We start from the raw sequence: 16,110 nt of genomic DNA on the forward strand, positions 1-16,110 counted from the left end.
AACATCGCCTTATAACATCGCCATAGAAGCGCCAATAAAAAACACTGCCAAAGATGACTTGTGGCAGTGCTTCTCGGTGAGTGCTTATCAAGCTGGCATCTAATCACTTACTTAATTGTTTGCTTGGTAATAACCAATAACTAATAAATAGTGAAGCTGAATTACTGAATCGCTTTGTTAAATCACTTGTATTACGCATTAGGCGATAAATCGAACACTAATGCGGTAACTGGGCCGCTTGTTGCAGTAAAGTCGACACTCGCGAGTTGTGTCAGATGTGCGCCGTCCCCAGCCGTGAGTGTTGTGCCATTGATATCCAACGTACCTTCAATCAATTGAACATACAGATGACGATTTGCTTGAGCGGCGCTTCTGTCCATCGTTACTTTTTCGCCCTCACTCAACACTAAACGATATAGGGTCGCATCTTGTTGCACTTTGAGCGTGCCATTTTCACCGTTTGGTGTCACTACAGCCGTCAGTGGTGAGCTTTGCTCGAATGCCTTTTGCTGATAACCCGCATCTATGCCTAAAGTATCTGGGCGGATCCAAATCTGTAAAAAGTGCAGCGGCTCAGTTTTAGAGGCATTAAACTCGCTGTGGTAAATGCCTTTACCTGCGGACATCAATTGAAACTCTCCTGCGGGTAAGGTTTTGATATTGCCGAAGCTATCCTTGTGAGCGATAGTGCCGGATATCACGTAACTGATTATCTCCATGTCTTTATGACCATGGGTATCAAAACCTGCGCCGGGTGCCACTCTGTCATCGTTGATGACTCTTAGGGATGATATCCCCATGTGCTCTGGGTCATAGTAGCTAGAGAAAGAGAAGGTATGTTGACTCTTTAGCCAGCCTAAGTCTGCTTGACCGCGATCTTGTGCTTTTCTTAATGTGATCATCTTGCTTTCCCCTTTATTTGATGCGGTTAGCGAATAGGTTATCTACAGCGAATTTGCCAGCACCAGATACCGTCAATGAGACTGTGGCTGCTAATAGGGCGAGACCAAATTCGTAACCGTTATTGGCAAGGAACAGACCGTTGCCTATATGTACCGAGAAAATCGCCACAACCATAGTGAATGACAAGACGAGGGCCGTTGGGCGAGTCAGCAGGCCGAGCAACAGGAACAGGCCGCCGAAGAATTCACTTGAACCTGCCATCAATGCCATTAAGTAACCTGGCGTCAAACCAATCGATGCCATCCATTGTCCAGTGCCTTCTAAGCCGTAACCACCGAACCAGCCAAACAGTTTTTGTGAACCATGGGCGATTAAGATAATCCCGATAGGAATACGCAGTGCCAGTGGGGCAAGACTAGGGGCTGATTTGAGTGTTTTTGCTATGAGTGCTTTCATGGGGTATTCCTTATTTCAAATTATTTAATAAGTGTTTAAGTGTGTTGTTCAATCAGTCTTAACTCAGTTTTTTAATCTGTTCTAACTTAACTTTACTCAGTATCTACATCCGATTTCGGCAGTGAGTTCCGCAGAACCTCTCCATTGCTAAGCAGTGTAGACTTGACCTTTGGCAAAGAAAATCGGAACATTTTCAATGTCTACTTCAAATAATTTGAATATGAGGTTTTTATGTTGCCATCTATTAGTCTCGATGGATTAATCGTGCTCGATGCTATTGATAAGAAAGGCAGTTTTTCCGCTGCTGCCGAGTCTTTGTTTCGGGTGCCGTCGGCACTGACCTACACAGTGCAGAAACTGGAAAGCGATTTAGGCACAAAATTATTTGAACGTAAGGGCCAGCGAGCCGAGCTGACCTTAGTCGGTCAACTTGTGCTGCGCCAAGGCCGAGAAATCCTTGCGGCAACATCAAGGCTCGAAGAGGCGGTGCGTCAACTCGAGACAGGCTGGGAGTCTTCATTGACCTTAGCCATAGATACAGTGGTGCCGGATTTACCCCTGCTGCAGTTGATTGGTGAGTTTACTGAGCTGGGTAAGCAAGTGACTGTGAATATCAGCGAAGAGTCCTTAGGTGGCGGCTGGGATGCGCTCTATTCTGGCCGTGCCGATATCGCTATCGGCGTAACAGGGGAGTTGCCCAAAGGCCAATATCATGTGGTTGAAATTGGGGAGTTGGAGTTTGTATTTGCTTTAAATCCTTCGCATCCATTGGCGCAACATGCAGGCCCAATTCCGACCGAGGCATTGTTGCAATTTCCTTCCATTGTGGTGGCAGACAGTTCGACCGCCCTAGCACAGCGATCAAGTGGTTTATTTGATAGTCGCCAAGTGATCCGTGTGCCGAACATGCAGACCAAAATTAAGGCGCAGCAATTGGGATTAGGTGTGGGTTACATTCCAAAGCACTTGATCTTAGATGCGTTGGCGGCGGGAAGCCTAGTGGCTTGTCATGTGGAAATGCCGCGCCCAACGCAAGCTGTGTTTATGGCATGGCGTAAATATGCTGAAGGCAAGGCGCAGGATTGGTTTACTGCGCGTTTACCGCAATGTGATTGGCAATTTTAAGCTCAGGTTTGTTTAGCGCTTTGTAAGCAGCCACTCACTTTGTTCCTCACAGCATTGATACTTACGCCATGAGGAGCATAGCGCCTAACCTATACGTTGGCTGTGGCTGGTGTAATGCACATGCTGTGACAATAAATCAGACAGATTCGGTGAGCGATTTAAGAATCGAATAAAGGCCTGTGGCAAAGTCAGTGACTCCATCGACTCCTGCCAGCGGGCTTGCAGCAATGGATGATAGCCTTCCTTACCCGCAGCAGTGTAAGAGGTCGATACCCCGACATACAGTGACTCAGGCTCAACGGGATACCATAGTGATTGGCTGTCTTGCTGCATCATCTCTAGTTTGAATAAACGCTCACCCAGTGGGCGTCGCCCATCGTAGTAATACCGTAGGCCGTAAGTGTAGGGGAAGCTGCCTGCACCTGTGCCACGGACACTGTTGTTGGTTGCCGCGTTAATCGCCGATTCGAGCGCTTGATAGAGAAACTGACCTTGAATTTCATACTTAACTAATGGTAATTCGAAGGGGAGTAATTGCCCCATCACATCGGCTAGTGTCAATTGGCCTTGGGCCACCGATTGGCGCACACCGCCAGCATTATGCAGAGCAAAGTTCACCCTAGGGTCGACAAGCTTAGCTTCTTGGAACATGCTGCGACTCACCCAAGGTGCTATTTCACTGCCGTGGGGCAGGGCTTTAGAGGGTAAGCGGGTATGGACTAAGTTCTTCGGCACCAGTGCTAACACTTTGTTTTCCATCTCTGCGATAGCGGGTTTATAGATATCTCGGATCACGCCATCGATATCGGCATCGGCATCATCCCAAAAGATATTCGGATGCTGATTAAGCTGCTGGCGCACAGCTTGGTAATCTTGATTATCCACAGCTGTGTTAGCACTTAAGATAAAGTGTTGATCTAGCATGAAGTAGTTGCCGCCTGTTAAGCTCAGCATTTTACCTTCAGCGTCAAATACTACCTCGGCCAAGCCGACGACTTCGGCATATTTACCCGCATGCACTATGGGCGTGTTATTAATAACTTCACCGTAGGGCAGGTTGCTCAAACCTAAGGCGCGAAAATCCCCCTGTAGTGTATGCGTGTGACCGCCGACGATAAGGCTAATACCATCGACTTCGGCCGCGAGGCGTTTATCCTGATCTAAGCCTAAGTGGCTGAGCACGATAATATGCTTAATACCTTGATTTTTAAGGTGCTCAACCGTGCGCGCGGTAGTGGCGATAGCATCGACAAAATGTGTGTCGGGATCGGGACGAGCGATCTCTTTCATCTGATCTAAGGTAATACCGACAATGGCTAATGTCTTATCGTGGAAGGGCTTAAGCAGGTATTTCGCGTGTTTTTGCTCATGATCATAATCCAAGATATTAGGCAAACCCCGCAGACAACCGGGTTTGTTTAGATCCTCTTGGCTTAAATCCATATTGCCCGCAAGCAATGGGAAATCAATTTGCTTGGCAAACTCGGCAAGTCTGGCGTTACCTTCATCGATATCGTGGTTGCCAATGACCATAGCATCAGGTGCCAACAGATTGAGTAAGTGGGCGTTGGCCTTACCTTTAAAATGGCTGAAATACAGCGTGCCCTGGAAGCTGTCACCACCATGCAGGAAAATAAAAGGAGTATTGGTTTGTGCAGCGGTGTGACGCGCTTTTGTGATGTGATGGCCGATGCGGGCATAACCACCGCTATGGCTGGTCACATCTAGCTTATGTTGGCCTATGTTAAGGCTAAATTGGACGCGGCAGGGTTCAAAATTCGAATGGGTGTCATTAATGTGCGCGAGTGAGAGTGTGTAGCTCTGTGTCATAACTTACCTCTATTACGGCGGGTGAGTATATACCCAAGCAACCTGAAAATGCGAGTTTCAGAGGGTTCTGAGTCATCCGCATTCTAAAAGAATAAAGGGAGCTAGGCTCCCTTTATATTAACAAGCACTAAACTTGGTTAGCCTTCAGCCGGATTTGGCTTCATCATCATCGGATGCGGCTTCAAAATCACCGTCATCGGATAGGCGAATACCTTTTTGCTTCATGCGCTTAGTCCAAAGTTTACGTGCCAATTGCTGCATATCGGTCGCGGGGTCGTTTAGATCGACAATCTCTAATCCTAACATAGATTCGATGATATCTTCTTGAGTTACGATACCTTGGCTACTGCCGTACTCGTCGACCACCATCGCAATTTGGGTGTTACGTTTAATCATACGCTCAAAAAGTGGCAGAATTTTTGCGGTTTCAGGCACCACAAATAAACTCCGTTTAAGTTCACCAATCGGTGCTTCTGGCGTGTAACGCTCTGCTAGCAATACATCGGTGCGGGTAATGTAACCAATCACATCATCATGATCTTGGTCGTAAACTGGAATTCGGGTAAAAGGTTTGTCGCGGTATTGGCGCACAAACTCATTTTGGGTGAGATCTATGGGTAAAGAAAACATCACAGTGCGCGGCGTCATGATTGCCGTAACTGGCATATCTCGCACCTTCAGCATTTGCGTCAAAATTTTTGACTCTTGCTCATCAAGCTCACCGGATTCATGGCCAATTTTGGCCATAGCACTCATCTCTTGGCGTATGTAGTGGCCTTCATCACCTTTGCCCATTAGGCGAGTGACTTGCTGTGACATCCAGATCAGCGGTTTAGTGGTACGTTTCATCCACAGCACGGCAACAGAAACACTTGGTGCGAGGCGACGCCAATGGTTTGCACCCAATGATTTAGGAATGATTTCTGAGAAAAACAGGATAATAAAGGTTAATACGCCCGAGAAAACACCTAACATATCGTCACCAAATACTTTAGCCGCTTGCGCACCTGCAACGGCGGCACCGACGGTATGAGCGATAGTATTTAGGGTAAGGATTGACACCAAAGGGGCTTCGACATTCTCTTTCAATCTACGTAAGCGCGCGGCTGCGGCACTGTCAGTTTGTTCGAGTGATGCGATATAACTTGGGGTAACCGATAACAGAACAGCTTCGAACACACTGCACAGAAAAGAAACAGCGACAGCGACAAGCACTATAATGATGAGGGTTAACATATAGGTGGAATTACAACTCCGTATTTTAGGCCAATATTAGCCCGTGGAGATTCTATCATAGGTGAATTGAGTTACTGGCTAAAATTTATTTGCGTCTGTATAATTCGCCGCCCTGTTGCAGGATCCGGTTTTTGGTGTTGAGGTTAGCTATATGAGTGAAAAGAAGATCAATTTATTAGACCTTGATCGTAAGGCGATGCGCGCATTATTTGCGGAAATGGGTGAAAAACCCTTTCGTGCCGATCAGCTCATGAAATGGCTATATCATTTCGGTGTCAGTGACTTCGAAGAGATGACCAACATCAACAAAGTGTTACGTCAAAAGTTGGCGGCCCGCTGCGAGATCGTTGCACCAGAAATTTCGAGTTTCCAAAAATCGACCGATGGTACGATAAAATTTGCAATCAATGTTGGCCAAGGCCAAGAAGTGGAAACGGTTTATATTCCTGAGGATGATCGTGCGACCTTGTGTGTATCTTCACAGGTTGGCTGTGCGCTGGAATGTACTTTCTGTTCGACGGGTCAGCAAGGTTTTAACCGTAACTTAACGGTTTCTGAAATCGTCGGCCAAATCTGGCGCGTGTCGCACTTTTTAGGATTTGCAAAAGACACGGGCGAGCGTCCGATCACTAACGTCGTGATGATGGGCATGGGTGAGCCATTACTCAATTTAGCCAATGTGATCCCTGCGATGGACATCATGCTCGATGATTTTGGTTTTAGTTTATCAAAGCGCCGCGTGACTTTATCAACATCAGGCGTAGTGCCAGCGTTAGATAAACTGGGCGATGCCATCGATGTGGCACTTGCTGTCAGTATTCATGCACCGAATGATGAGTTGCGTGACATTCTGGTCCCGATCAATAAAAAGTATCCGCTGGATGAGTTTTTAGCGGGTATTCGTCGCTATATTGCTAAATCAAATGCTAACCGCGGCCGCGTGACGGTTGAATATGTGATGCTAGATCATATCAACGACAGCACAGACCAAGCCCATGAGTTAGCTAAGTTAATGAAAGATACGCCATGTAAGGTGAATCTGATCCCATTTAATCCGTATCCTGGCTCGCCTTATGGCCGCTCATCTAATTCACGTATCGACCGTTTTTCTAAGGTTCTTATGGAATACGGTTTTACTGTCATCGTACGTAAAACCCGTGGTGATGACATTGATGCCGCTTGCGGTCAGTTAGCTGGCGATATTCGCGACAGAACGAAACGTTTAGCGAAAAAACGCATGCAAGAAAACCAGATTTCAGTCACAATGAATTAACTCTTTGTTTGCACAGATTTATAGGCTTGCCCATGAAGCATGGATTGCCAAGGTTTTCGTTGATTTTAAGCCTGTCATTATTGATGACAGGATGCGTCACTGAGCGTACTTATACTGGGACAGATATTCCTGTTTCGGAACGAAAGTTAGACAAAGTCGCCGCCGCAAGAGAGCGGATGCAGCTCGGTTTAACCTATTTAAATCGAGGTAGCACGGAACAAGCCAAATACAATCTTGATAAAGCATTAGAATATGCTCCAGAGCTCGAAGATGTGCATACCGCTCTGGCTTATTACTATCAAACCGTGGGCGATTTAGTGCGTACCGAAGAGTCGTACATGAATGCCATTAGTACTAAGGACGCCTCTGGCGATTCCATGAATAATTTCGGGGTGTTTTTGTGCCAACAAAAGCAATACAACAAAGCTGAAAAAATGTTTTTGGCCGCAATTGAAATGCCCAAATATACGCGCACTGCCTCAAGCTATGAGAACTTAGGTCTTTGTAGTCGCGAAGCAGGACAAGCAGAAAAGGCACGACAGTATTTTCAGATGGCGTTAAAGTATGACCCGAGACGCTCGGTGTCATTACTGGAGTTGGCAGAGTTAGAAGTCGATCAAGGTGATTTTATTCAGGCGCGAAACCAATTAGCGCGCTATCACCAAGTGGCTGAGCAAACTCCAGAAAGTTTAGCGCTCGGGATCAAAATAGAGCAGGCAGTGAATGATGATGCCGCTGTGAAGAGATTTGGTATTTTATTGCTTGCCAAATTCCCAGCATCACCTCAGGCCAAGCAATACAGAGTTAATTTGCATCAATGAAAGATCATGAAACCAATGCGCCAGTTGAGTCGGTAGCACCGCAATCAGTCGCGCTAGATGTCACGCTTGGTACTTTATTAAAAGCCGCCCGCGAAAAAATGGGCCTTAGTATTCAAGATGCCGCTGTAAAGCTGCATCTACGTCCTCGTATTATTGAAGATATTGAAGCTGACAATTTTACCAATATTGCCTCATCGACTTATGTACGTGGCTATGTGAAAAACTACGCGCGTATGGTCAGTGCCGATGCGGCTTTGATTGAAGCTTGTCTTGTGCAGCAAGTGCCAGTTGTGACTGAGCCTGCAATGCAAAGTTTTTCACGCAAAACCACATATCAAGCTCGCGATACACGTTTAACTTGGCTGAGTATTTTTATCGTCATAGTGTTACTCGGTTCGTTAGTCGTCTGGTGGATGCAAAAAACCACCTTGCTAAGCACTATTGATGTGTCGCAACCCACGGCTGAAGAGGTCGCAGCAGCGAATCAGACGCTGCCAGGTGATGTGTTATTGACCGAAACGGATGCCAGTCCTCGTTTGACTGAGATTGCCGCAAACGGCTCAATGTCTATCGATGGTCCAATTAAAGATACTGATGCAAGCACTATTGATGTCAGCACAGGACCAACGGACAATAATTATCCTCAGACCGTTGATACGAGTAATGAAGATGGCGGTTCAGCAATCGCAGCCACTACGACAATGCCATCGGTTCCGCAAACGACAGCTCCTGTAGTCCAACAGCCTGTTAGTGCAACGCCTTCACCGACCACAACATCACCGACCACTGCCACTACAGCAAGTACTTTGGTTGCTGTTGCAGGACAATCGATTATAGATGTCCAGTTGACGGGTGATTGCTGGATAAACATTGTTGATGCTAAAGGTAAAGCGTTAGTCGATGGTGTTAAAGGCGCTGGCGCAACAGTGCAAGTGAGCGGTGTGCCACCGTTTAAAGTCATTTTAGGTGCACCCCATGTAGCGACCTTAAGCTTAGATGGTCAAATTGTTAGCCTAGCGGATTTCCCCAAGGGACGAGTCGCGCGTTTAACCTTGCCTAAAGTCTAACGACCGCGTAATGATCTGCAGCACGTACCGAAATAGAGCGTATTAAGCATGTATAATGAAACTCCCATAAAAAGACGTCCTTCCACCCGCATTTATGTGGGTAATGTACCGATTGGTGATGGGGCGCCGATTGCTGTTCAGTCAATGACCAATACTAAGACTACAGATGTTGAAGCGACAATCGCTCAAATTCGTGCCTTAGAGAAAGTCGGTGCCGATATAGTGCGTATCTCTGTACCCACTATGGATGCGGCTGAAGCCTTTAAACTCATTAAGCAAGCGGTCAATGTTCCTTTAGTGGCCGACATTCATTTTGATTATCGCATTGCTTTAAAAGTTGCCGAGTACGGTGTCGATTGCCTTCGAATCAATCCGGGTAATATAGGCAATGAAGAGCGTATTCGTAGCGTGGTGGAATGTGCCCGTGACCATAATATTCCTATCCGTATTGGTGTGAATGGTGGTTCATTAGAAAAAGATCTAATGGACAAGTATAAAGAACCCACACCTGAAGCCTTGCTTGAATCAGCTATGCGTCATGTGGATATTCTGGATAGATTGAATTTTGACCAGTTTAAGGTCAGCGTTAAAGCCTCCGATGTATTTTTAGCGGTCGAATCTTACCGTTTATTAGCAAAACAAATTCGTCAACCCCTGCATTTAGGCATTACCGAAGCCGGTGGCGCGCGCGCGGGTTCAGTGAAATCGGCCGTAGGCTTAGGTATGTTATTGGCCGAAGGCATAGGTGATACCCTACGTATTTCCTTGGCCGCTGATCCGGTCGAAGAAATCAAAGTCGGTTTTGACATTTTAAAGTCACTGCGTATTCGTAGCCGTGGCATTAATTTCATTGCCTGTCCATCTTGTTCTCGTCAAGAGTTCGATGTGATCAGTACAGTCAATGAGTTAGAGCGTCGCCTCGAAGACGTGACTACCGCCATGGATGTGTCTATTATCGGCTGCGTAGTTAACGGCCCTGGTGAAGCCTTAGTGTCGCATATCGGCTTAACCGGTGGGCATAATAAGAGCGGATATTACGACGAGGGTGAACGTCAAAAAGAACGTTTTGACAACGATAACATTGTCGATTCCCTCGAAGCGAAAATTCGTGCAAAAGCCAGTCAAATGGCGAACCGTATTCAAATCAAAGACACAACTGAGTAATATGTACCCGCATTTGTGCATAGATTACGCCTAATGATGTTGAGCTAGGCCCCGAAACCGACGGGGTCGTTTTACGTTTTACGCTCAAAAGCCTATAATGCGTGACATTTTTATTAATTTAGCGAAATCGGACGAGTCGATACAGTGGCAAAACAGATCCAAGCGATTCGCGGAATGAATGACATTCTGCCAACTCAAAGTCCTCTATGGCAAAAAGTGGAAGCGGTACTACGTTCGAGCGTCAGTGCTTACGGTTACAGCGAAATCCGCACTCCAATAGTGGAAAATACAGATCTTTTTAAACGCTCTATCGGTGAAGTGACTGATATTGTTGAAAAAGAAATGTATACCTTCGCAGATAATAACGGTGACAGCTTAACGCTACGCCCTGAAGGTACCGCGTCGACAGTGCGTGCAGGTAACGAAAACGGTCTGCTATATAACCAAGAGCAACGTCTTTGGTATATGGGGCCTATGTTCCGCCACGAACGTCCACAAAAAGGCCGCTATCGCCAATTTAACCAATTTGGCGTTGAAGTGTATGGCATTGGCTCGGCTGATATTGATGCTGAAGTCTTGATGCTATCGGCACGCCTGTGGGAAAAACTCGGGATTAGCGAGCACGTCTCGCTGCAGCTAAATACCTTAGGTGATCCTGCTGAGCGCGCTGTTTATCGTGATGCCTTGATAGCGTTTTTAGAGCAGCATAAAGATGAGCTCGATGAAGACAGTAAGCGTCGCATGTACAGCAATCCACTGCGAGTATTGGATTCAAAAGATCAAAATGTCCAAGCCATATTGGTTGATGCACCTGAGTTAATGGATTTTCTCGGTGAAGAATCGAAGACACATTTTTCACAATTGCGTGAACTACTTGATGCTGTGGGTATCAAATACACCATTAATCCGCGTCTAGTACGTGGTTTAGATTACTATAATCGCACTGTATTTGAATGGGTTACATCTAGTTTAGGCTCACAAGGTACTGTACTTGCGGGTGGTCGCTACGATGGTTTAGTCGCCCAGTTAGGTGGTAAAGATACTCCAGCGGTCGGTTTTGCTATGGGCTTAGAGCGCATTGTCTTGCTGCTTGAAACCTTAGAGCTGACCAAAGATATTCCGCCAGAAGTGGATGTGTATGTCACGACCATGGGTGATAGCTGTCTGGTTGAAGCCATCAAGGTCGCGCAGGAATTACGTAACGCACTGCCAAACCTTAAAGTGATGAGTCACTGTGGCGGCGGTAACGTGAAGAAACAAATGAAGCGTGCCGACAAAAGCGGTGCGAGTGTGGCACTACTGATAGGTGAAGATGAACTTGCCGAAGGTATGGTTACGGTTAAACATTTACGCAATGACATCGAACAACAACGGGTAGCTCGAAGTGCCTTAGGCGCATTTTTGGCTGAACTGATCAAATAAAGGGGACGTGCGCGTGGAAATTTATAGCACAGAAGAACAACAAGTTGATGCTATCAAGCAGTTCTGGAAAGATTACGGAAATTCAATTTTAATCGGTGCCGTAGTGGGTTTAGGCGGCCTATATGCGTGGAATTATTATTCTGACGTTAAAGTGGCGCAAGCGGAAGAAGCTTCAAAAGCGTTCCAAAATTTGACCACTAAATCTGCCGATGAAGCCGCAATGCTTGCGGGTGTCGCCGAGTTTTCTAAAAATCACGATCAAAAGGGCTATCAAGCCTTGTTAGAACTGATCGTGGCCAAAACTGCGGTAGAAGCGAAGGATTATCCAAAAGCGATTGATGCCTTGAACAAGGTGATTGCGGCTAAACCTGGTGCTGGTTTAGATGTGATTGCGACTTTGCGTTTAGCACGAGTACAAGCAGAGCAAGGTCAAATTGATGCAGCTCTAGCGACCTTAGATCAAGTAACAGATAAAGCTTTCTTCGCTCAGCGCGATGAGTTGAAAGGTGATTTCTTAGTTCGTCAAGGTGAAGTTGAGAAGGCAAAAACAGCTTATCAAGCTGCCATGGACAATGGTGGTGTGGTGACAAGCCCTGCGCTTAAAATCAAACTTGATAGCCTAAATCAGGCATAAGGGATCCCTTGATGAAGTCTTGGTGCAAAAACCTGCTAGCCGCTGGATTAAGTCTGGCCATGTTATCCGCCTGTTCGTCGAGCGATGTCGAAGAAGAACCGGTAAGTGAGTTAACTGCCATTCAGGCGACAGTGTTTCCTGAAGTGAGTTGGAGCACCTCTGTCGGCAATGGTGTTGGAGATTATTATTCTCGCCTCGCCCCCGCCGTTAGTTATGGAAAAATTTTTGCCGCCGACCGTTATGGTGAAGTGGTTGCCTTCGATGAGGCCACTGGCGAGCGCGTTTGGACTAAAGATTTCAGCGAAGAGTTTCGTGATAACGCTTTAGCGAAAAATAAAGGTGCGCGTATTGCTGCTGGTGTGACTGCTGCGCGTAATAAAGTCTTTTTAGGTGGCGAAAGTGGGCTGCTTGCTGCATTGAACGCTGAAGATGGTCAAGTGTTATGGCATGTCGTTGCTGGCGGTGAATTACTGTCTGCTCCCACTGTGGCCGATGACGTCGTGGTGGTCAGTACCAGCTCTGGTTCACTCGAAGCGTTTAACGTTGATACTGGCGCCAAGCTGTGGGTGTATGAAATGCAATTGCCGAATCTGACCCTGCGCGGTACAGGTTCTGCAGCTTACGAAGCGGGTGGTTTCTTCATAGGTACCGCCGATGGCAAAGTGGCTGTTGTGATTAAAAACAATGGTCAAGCTGCGTGGGAACAGGCGATTTACAATCCAACTGGCGGTAACGAGTTTACGCGTATGGCCGACGTGGATATGACCCCCTTGATCCTTGGCGACAATTTATATGCGGTGAGCTACAACGGTAACTTAGTGTCGATGGAACTGCGCACGGGTCGAGTTGTGTGGACACGTAAGTATTCTAGCTTTAACGAGTTAGCATCAGCGGGCCTAAGCTTGTACTTAGTTGACGATCACAGCCGTATCTACTCAGTTGATAAACGTAACGGTTTGGAACTGTGGAGTAATTCTGAGTTAGCTAACCGCACTCTGACATCTCCGGCTGTGTATAAAGACTATTTAGTTGTGGGTGATTTCGAAGGTTATTTGCACTTCATCGATCGCAGTACAGGGACGATTGTGGGTCGTGTCCAAGTGGACAGCTCAGGATTATACAGCCAGCCGTTAGTGGTGGATGATAAAATCTATGTTCAAGGTCGCAGCGGAAAGTTGGCTGTTGTAACACTTCCATAGTTAAAAGTGTTATCCTTGCTGAGCCCCTGGAAGTGTGTTCCGGGGGCTTTTTATTGAAAAGTTTTTTAGAGGCAAAATCATGATCCCTGTAGTGGCCCTTGTTGGTCGGCCGAACGTCGGTAAATCCACCCTATTTAATCGTCTTACGCGCACGCGTGATGCGCTGGTTGCTGACTTTCCTGGCCTAACACGTGACCGTAAATATGGTCGAGCATTCTTATCCGGCTATGAGTTCATTGTGGTCGATACCGGCGGTATCGATGGCACTGAAGAAGGGATCGAGACGAAAATGGCTGAGCAATCCCTTGCTGCCATTGAAGAAGCCGATGTCGTTCTATTTATGACCGATGCGCGCGCGGGTTTAACCGCTGCGGATCTGTCGATTGCCCAGCACTTACGTAGCCGTGAAAAAACCACCTTTGTGGTTGCTAACAAAGTTGACGGTATTGATGCCGATTCAGCTTGTGCCGAGTTTTGGTCTTTAGGTCTTGGTGAAGTTTACCAAATGGCGGCGTCCCAAGGACGCGGCGTGACCAATATGATCGAATACGCGCTGACTCCTTATGCCGAAGCGATGGGCATTGTGCGTCAAGGTGAAGACGAAGTTACTGAAGAGCGTGAATATACCGAAGAAGAAGCCGAAGCTGAGCAAAAGCGTCTGCAAGATTTGCCTATCAAGCTGGCGATCATAGGTAAACCTAACGTCGGTAAGTCAACCCTGACTAACCGTATTCTAGGTGAAGAGCGTGTCGTGGTATTTGATGAACCAGGTACGACCCGTGACAGTATTTACATTCCAATGGAACGCGAAGGTCGCGAGTACGTGATTATCGATACTGCGGGTGTTCGTCGCCGCAGTAAAGTACATCAAGTCATTGAGAAATTTTCAGTGATCAAGACCTTGAAAGCGGTTGAAGATGCTAACGTGGTTTTGCTTATCATCGATGCCCGTGAAGGTATTGCCGAGCAAGATTTAGGTCTGTTAGGTTTCGCACTCAATGCGGGTCGCGCTTTGGTTATTGCCGTCAACAAGTGGGATGGTATCGACCAAGGCATTAAAGATCGCGTGAAGAGCGAGCTTGACCGTCGTCTTGGTTTTATCGACTTTGCCCGCATTCACTTTATTTCGGCGCTGCACGGTACTGGTGTTGGCCATTTATTTGAATCGATTGAAGAAGCTTACGACAGTGCTACACGCCGCGTCAGCACTTCTATGTTGACTCGTATTATGCAAATGTCGCAGGACGATCACCAGCCGCCATTAGTGAATGGTCGCCGTGTGAAGCTTAAATACGCTCACGCCGGTGGTTACAATCCGCCAATCGTGGTTATTCACGGTAACCAAGTGAGTAGACTGCCTGACTCGTACAAACGCTACATGATGAACTACTTCCGTCGTTCGTTGAAAGTGGTGGGTACGCCAATCCAGCTGCGTTTCCAAGAGGGTGATAACCCATTTGAAAACAAGACTGAGAAGTTAACTATGAGCCAAGAGCGCCGTCGCAAGCGCGCACAAAGCCATATCAAAGACAGAAAAACCAAATAGTGTTTTTTACCAGACACATTTGAAACAAAAGGAACCTTAGGGTTCCTTTTGTGTTTTAAGACTATTTCAGCGTCATGTAGATTTATTCGAGCGGTTTTATTTGAGTGACGGTTGATATCACTTGTCCATGGCGCAAGCGGGTCTGCAAACTATCACCTATGGCCAGTTTATCGGCAAAGTCGACCACTTGATTGTGGATGTCAGTGGTAATGCTGTAACCACGGCTTAAAGTGGCAAGCGGGCTGACGGTTTCGAGTTGATGGGCCGCGTACTTTATCCGTTGCTCACTTTGGCTGAGTTTGTCCTGCAATGCATCCTGTAAGCGGCTCGCAAGATAACTTAAGCGGTTACCCTCAATGGCGAGTTTATGCTTGGGAGATTGCTGTTCAAGGCGGCTTGCGAGCAACTGCTGACGGCGGCTGAGCAGATGCAAGCGATTCGACAGCGCGGACTCTAGTCGTAATTGCATCTCATCGAATCTTTGTTCGAACTGCTGCAAAGTCCGTTTAGGGTCTTGGCGTTGCAGTCTGTGCTCTAGCAAACTAAGTCGTCTTTCTTGTTTAAGCTGATAATGTTTCGCGCTTTGTTGCAGGCGCGATAAGGCTGTGGCGAGTTTTTGCGCCTTATTATCACTGTCTTGTGATAATAGCTCCGCGCCTGCAGAGGGTGTTGGGGCGCGGATATCAGCAACATAATCACTGATAGTCGTATCAACTTCGTGGCCGACGGCGCTGACAATGGGCAGGGCGCTGTTATAAATCGTATGGGCGAGGGCTTCGCTGTTGAAACACCACAAATCCTCAAGCGAACCGCCGCCACGGGTGAGCAGTAATACATCGACTTCTAAACGTTGGTTGGCGATATTGATTGCCTGACAAATACTCTGCGCTGCGGTTTCGCCCTGAACTTGAGTCGGATAGATAATGACTTCAATCGAAGGATCGCGCCTTGCCAATACATGTAATACATCACGGATCGCCGCACCCGTAGGTGACGTAATAACGCCAATGCGTTGAATATTTTTGGGTAGCAATCTTTTGGTGTCGGCGGCAAATAAGCCTTCGGCGGCGAGCTTCATCTTGAGTGCATCGAACTGCTGGGCGAGTAATCCATCTCCTGCGGGTAACATGGACTCAATTAATAATTGATAGTCGCCTCTGGGTTCATACACGCTGATCGCGCCTTTGACCAGCACTTGCTGACCATTGATGGGCTTAAAGCTGACCGTTTGGTTACGGCCTTTAAACATGGCGCAACGGATCTGCGAAGAGTGATCTTTTAAGGTGAGATACCAATGACCTGAGCTGGGGGAGGAAAAGTTGGATATTTCGCCATTAAGCCAAATTTTACCCAGTTGTCCCTCGAGAATTTGTCTGACTTCACCATTGAGCCGCGAGACAGTATAAATGTTGTTTTTGGTGCCTTGCATCGAAT

At 47.0% G+C, this 16,110-nt stretch carries 14 protein-coding genes; 9 read left to right on the forward strand and 5 right to left on the reverse strand.

Annotated elements, in window-relative coordinates:
* Positions 1 to 191: 191 nt before the first annotated feature.
* Together KO537_RS04475 and KO537_RS04480 are read right to left on the reverse strand one after the other, a co-directional pair.
* Positions 192 to 902, reverse strand: a complete 711-nt coding sequence (locus tag KO537_RS04475) for a pirin family protein (RefSeq protein WP_028761261.1) — start codon at positions 900 to 902, stop codon at positions 192 to 194.
* Between the two features lie 13 nt (positions 903 to 915).
* Positions 916 to 1,359: a DoxX family protein gene (locus KO537_RS04480; protein WP_173243685.1), complete on the reverse strand. Its 444-nt coding sequence runs from the start codon at positions 1,357 to 1,359 to the stop codon at positions 916 to 918.
* Between the two features lie 231 nt (positions 1,360 to 1,590).
* Between KO537_RS04480 and KO537_RS04485 the strand changes: the two genes are divergently transcribed.
* Positions 1,591 to 2,484 (forward strand): LysR substrate-binding domain-containing protein, encoded by an 894-nt coding sequence (locus KO537_RS04485; protein WP_113939435.1) that lies wholly within the window; start codon positions 1,591 to 1,593, stop codon positions 2,482 to 2,484.
* A gap of 84 nt (positions 2,485 to 2,568) precedes the next feature.
* Here the strand turns inward: KO537_RS04485 and KO537_RS04490 are convergent, their stop codons facing one another.
* Both KO537_RS04490 and KO537_RS04495 read right to left on the reverse strand, forming a co-directional pair.
* Positions 2,569 to 4,314, reverse strand: coding sequence for a bifunctional metallophosphatase/5'-nucleotidase (locus KO537_RS04490; protein WP_219233951.1), 1,746 nt, complete (start codon positions 4,312 to 4,314; stop codon positions 2,569 to 2,571).
* A gap of 144 nt (positions 4,315 to 4,458) precedes the next feature.
* On the reverse strand, positions 4,459 to 5,550 hold the full coding sequence (locus tag KO537_RS04495) for a hemolysin family protein (RefSeq protein WP_028761257.1): 1,092 nt from the start codon (positions 5,548 to 5,550) through the stop codon (positions 4,459 to 4,461).
* Positions 5,551 to 5,701: 151 nt separating this feature from the next.
* On the opposite strand from KO537_RS04495, the gene KO537_RS04500 reads away from it, so the two are divergent.
* The 8 genes from KO537_RS04500 (at position 5,702) to der (ending at position 14,676) form a co-directional block, all read left to right on the forward strand.
* Positions 5,702 to 6,823, forward strand: coding sequence for a bifunctional tRNA (adenosine(37)-C2)-methyltransferase TrmG/ribosomal RNA large subunit methyltransferase RlmN (locus KO537_RS04500; RefSeq protein WP_028761256.1), 1,122 nt, complete (start codon positions 5,702 to 5,704; stop codon positions 6,821 to 6,823).
* A 32-nt stretch (positions 6,824 to 6,855) separates the two neighbouring features.
* Complete coding sequence (pilW, locus tag KO537_RS04505; RefSeq protein WP_028761255.1) at positions 6,856 to 7,644, forward strand: type IV pilus biogenesis/stability protein PilW; 789 nt, start codon at positions 6,856 to 6,858, stop codon at positions 7,642 to 7,644.
* Complete coding sequence (locus KO537_RS04510) at positions 7,641 to 8,711, forward strand: RodZ domain-containing protein (protein ID WP_173497628.1); 1,071 nt, start codon at positions 7,641 to 7,643, stop codon at positions 8,709 to 8,711. Before pilW ends, KO537_RS04510 begins: the two co-directional genes overlap by 4 nt.
* Positions 8,712 to 8,759: 48 nt before the next feature.
* Positions 8,760 to 9,875 (forward strand): flavodoxin-dependent (E)-4-hydroxy-3-methylbut-2-enyl-diphosphate synthase, encoded by a 1,116-nt coding sequence (gene ispG / locus KO537_RS04515; RefSeq protein ID WP_105251894.1) that lies wholly within the window; start codon positions 8,760 to 8,762, stop codon positions 9,873 to 9,875.
* A 144-nt stretch (positions 9,876 to 10,019) separates the two neighbouring features.
* Positions 10,020 to 11,297, forward strand: a complete 1,278-nt coding sequence (gene hisS / locus KO537_RS04520) for a histidine--tRNA ligase (RefSeq protein ID WP_173243697.1) — start codon at positions 10,020 to 10,022, stop codon at positions 11,295 to 11,297.
* 13 nt (positions 11,298 to 11,310) lie between these two features.
* Positions 11,311 to 11,931: a tetratricopeptide repeat protein gene (locus KO537_RS04525; RefSeq protein ID WP_168824527.1), complete on the forward strand. Its 621-nt coding sequence runs from the start codon at positions 11,311 to 11,313 to the stop codon at positions 11,929 to 11,931.
* Between the two features lie 11 nt (positions 11,932 to 11,942).
* Positions 11,943 to 13,130: an outer membrane protein assembly factor BamB gene (bamB, locus tag KO537_RS04530; protein WP_028761250.1), complete on the forward strand. Its 1,188-nt coding sequence runs from the start codon at positions 11,943 to 11,945 to the stop codon at positions 13,128 to 13,130.
* A gap of 79 nt (positions 13,131 to 13,209) precedes the next feature.
* Positions 13,210 to 14,676, forward strand: a complete 1,467-nt coding sequence (der, locus tag KO537_RS04535) for a ribosome biogenesis GTPase Der (RefSeq protein WP_006082478.1) — start codon at positions 13,210 to 13,212, stop codon at positions 14,674 to 14,676.
* An 82-nt stretch (positions 14,677 to 14,758) separates the two neighbouring features.
* Here the strand turns inward: der and xseA are convergent, their stop codons facing one another.
* Positions 14,759 to 16,105 (reverse strand): exodeoxyribonuclease VII large subunit, encoded by a 1,347-nt coding sequence (xseA, locus tag KO537_RS04540; protein ID WP_028761249.1) that lies wholly within the window; start codon positions 16,103 to 16,105, stop codon positions 14,759 to 14,761.
* Between the last annotated feature and the right edge of the window lie 5 nt (positions 16,106 to 16,110).

Origin of the sequence: Shewanella sp. NKUCC01_JLK, from assembly GCF_019345615.1 — a bacterium.
GTDB classification, from domain to species: domain Bacteria; phylum Pseudomonadota; class Gammaproteobacteria; order Enterobacterales; family Shewanellaceae; genus Shewanella; species Shewanella oncorhynchi.

Bases quoted from the DNA above. Each gene is read 5' to 3' on its own strand.
- xseA (WP_028761249.1), bottom strand. From the start codon at position 16,105: ATGCAAGGCACCAAAAACAACATTTATACTGTCTCGCGGCTCAATGGT.
- pilW (WP_028761255.1), top strand. From the start codon at position 6,856: ATGAAGCATGGATTGCCAAGGTTTTCGTTGATTTTAAGCCTGTCATTA.
- ispG (WP_105251894.1), top strand. From the start codon at position 8,760: ATGTATAATGAAACTCCCATAAAAAGACGTCCTTCCACCCGCATTTAT.
- KO537_RS04485 (WP_113939435.1), top strand. From the start codon at position 1,591: ATGTTGCCATCTATTAGTCTCGATGGATTAATCGTGCTCGATGCTATT.
- der (WP_006082478.1), top strand. From the start codon at position 13,210: ATGATCCCTGTAGTGGCCCTTGTTGGTCGGCCGAACGTCGGTAAATCC.
- KO537_RS04495 (WP_028761257.1), bottom strand. From the start codon at position 5,550: ATGTTAACCCTCATCATTATAGTGCTTGTCGCTGTCGCTGTTTCTTTT.
- bamB (WP_028761250.1), top strand. From the start codon at position 11,943: ATGAAGTCTTGGTGCAAAAACCTGCTAGCCGCTGGATTAAGTCTGGCC.
- KO537_RS04510 (WP_173497628.1), top strand. From the start codon at position 7,641: ATGAAAGATCATGAAACCAATGCGCCAGTTGAGTCGGTAGCACCGCAA.
- KO537_RS04475 (WP_028761261.1), bottom strand. From the start codon at position 902: ATGATCACATTAAGAAAAGCACAAGATCGCGGTCAAGCAGACTTAGGC.
- KO537_RS04490 (WP_219233951.1), bottom strand. From the start codon at position 4,314: ATGACACAGAGCTACACACTCTCACTCGCGCACATTAATGACACCCAT.
- KO537_RS04480 (WP_173243685.1), bottom strand. From the start codon at position 1,359: ATGAAAGCACTCATAGCAAAAACACTCAAATCAGCCCCTAGTCTTGCC.
- KO537_RS04500 (WP_028761256.1), top strand. From the start codon at position 5,702: ATGAGTGAAAAGAAGATCAATTTATTAGACCTTGATCGTAAGGCGATG.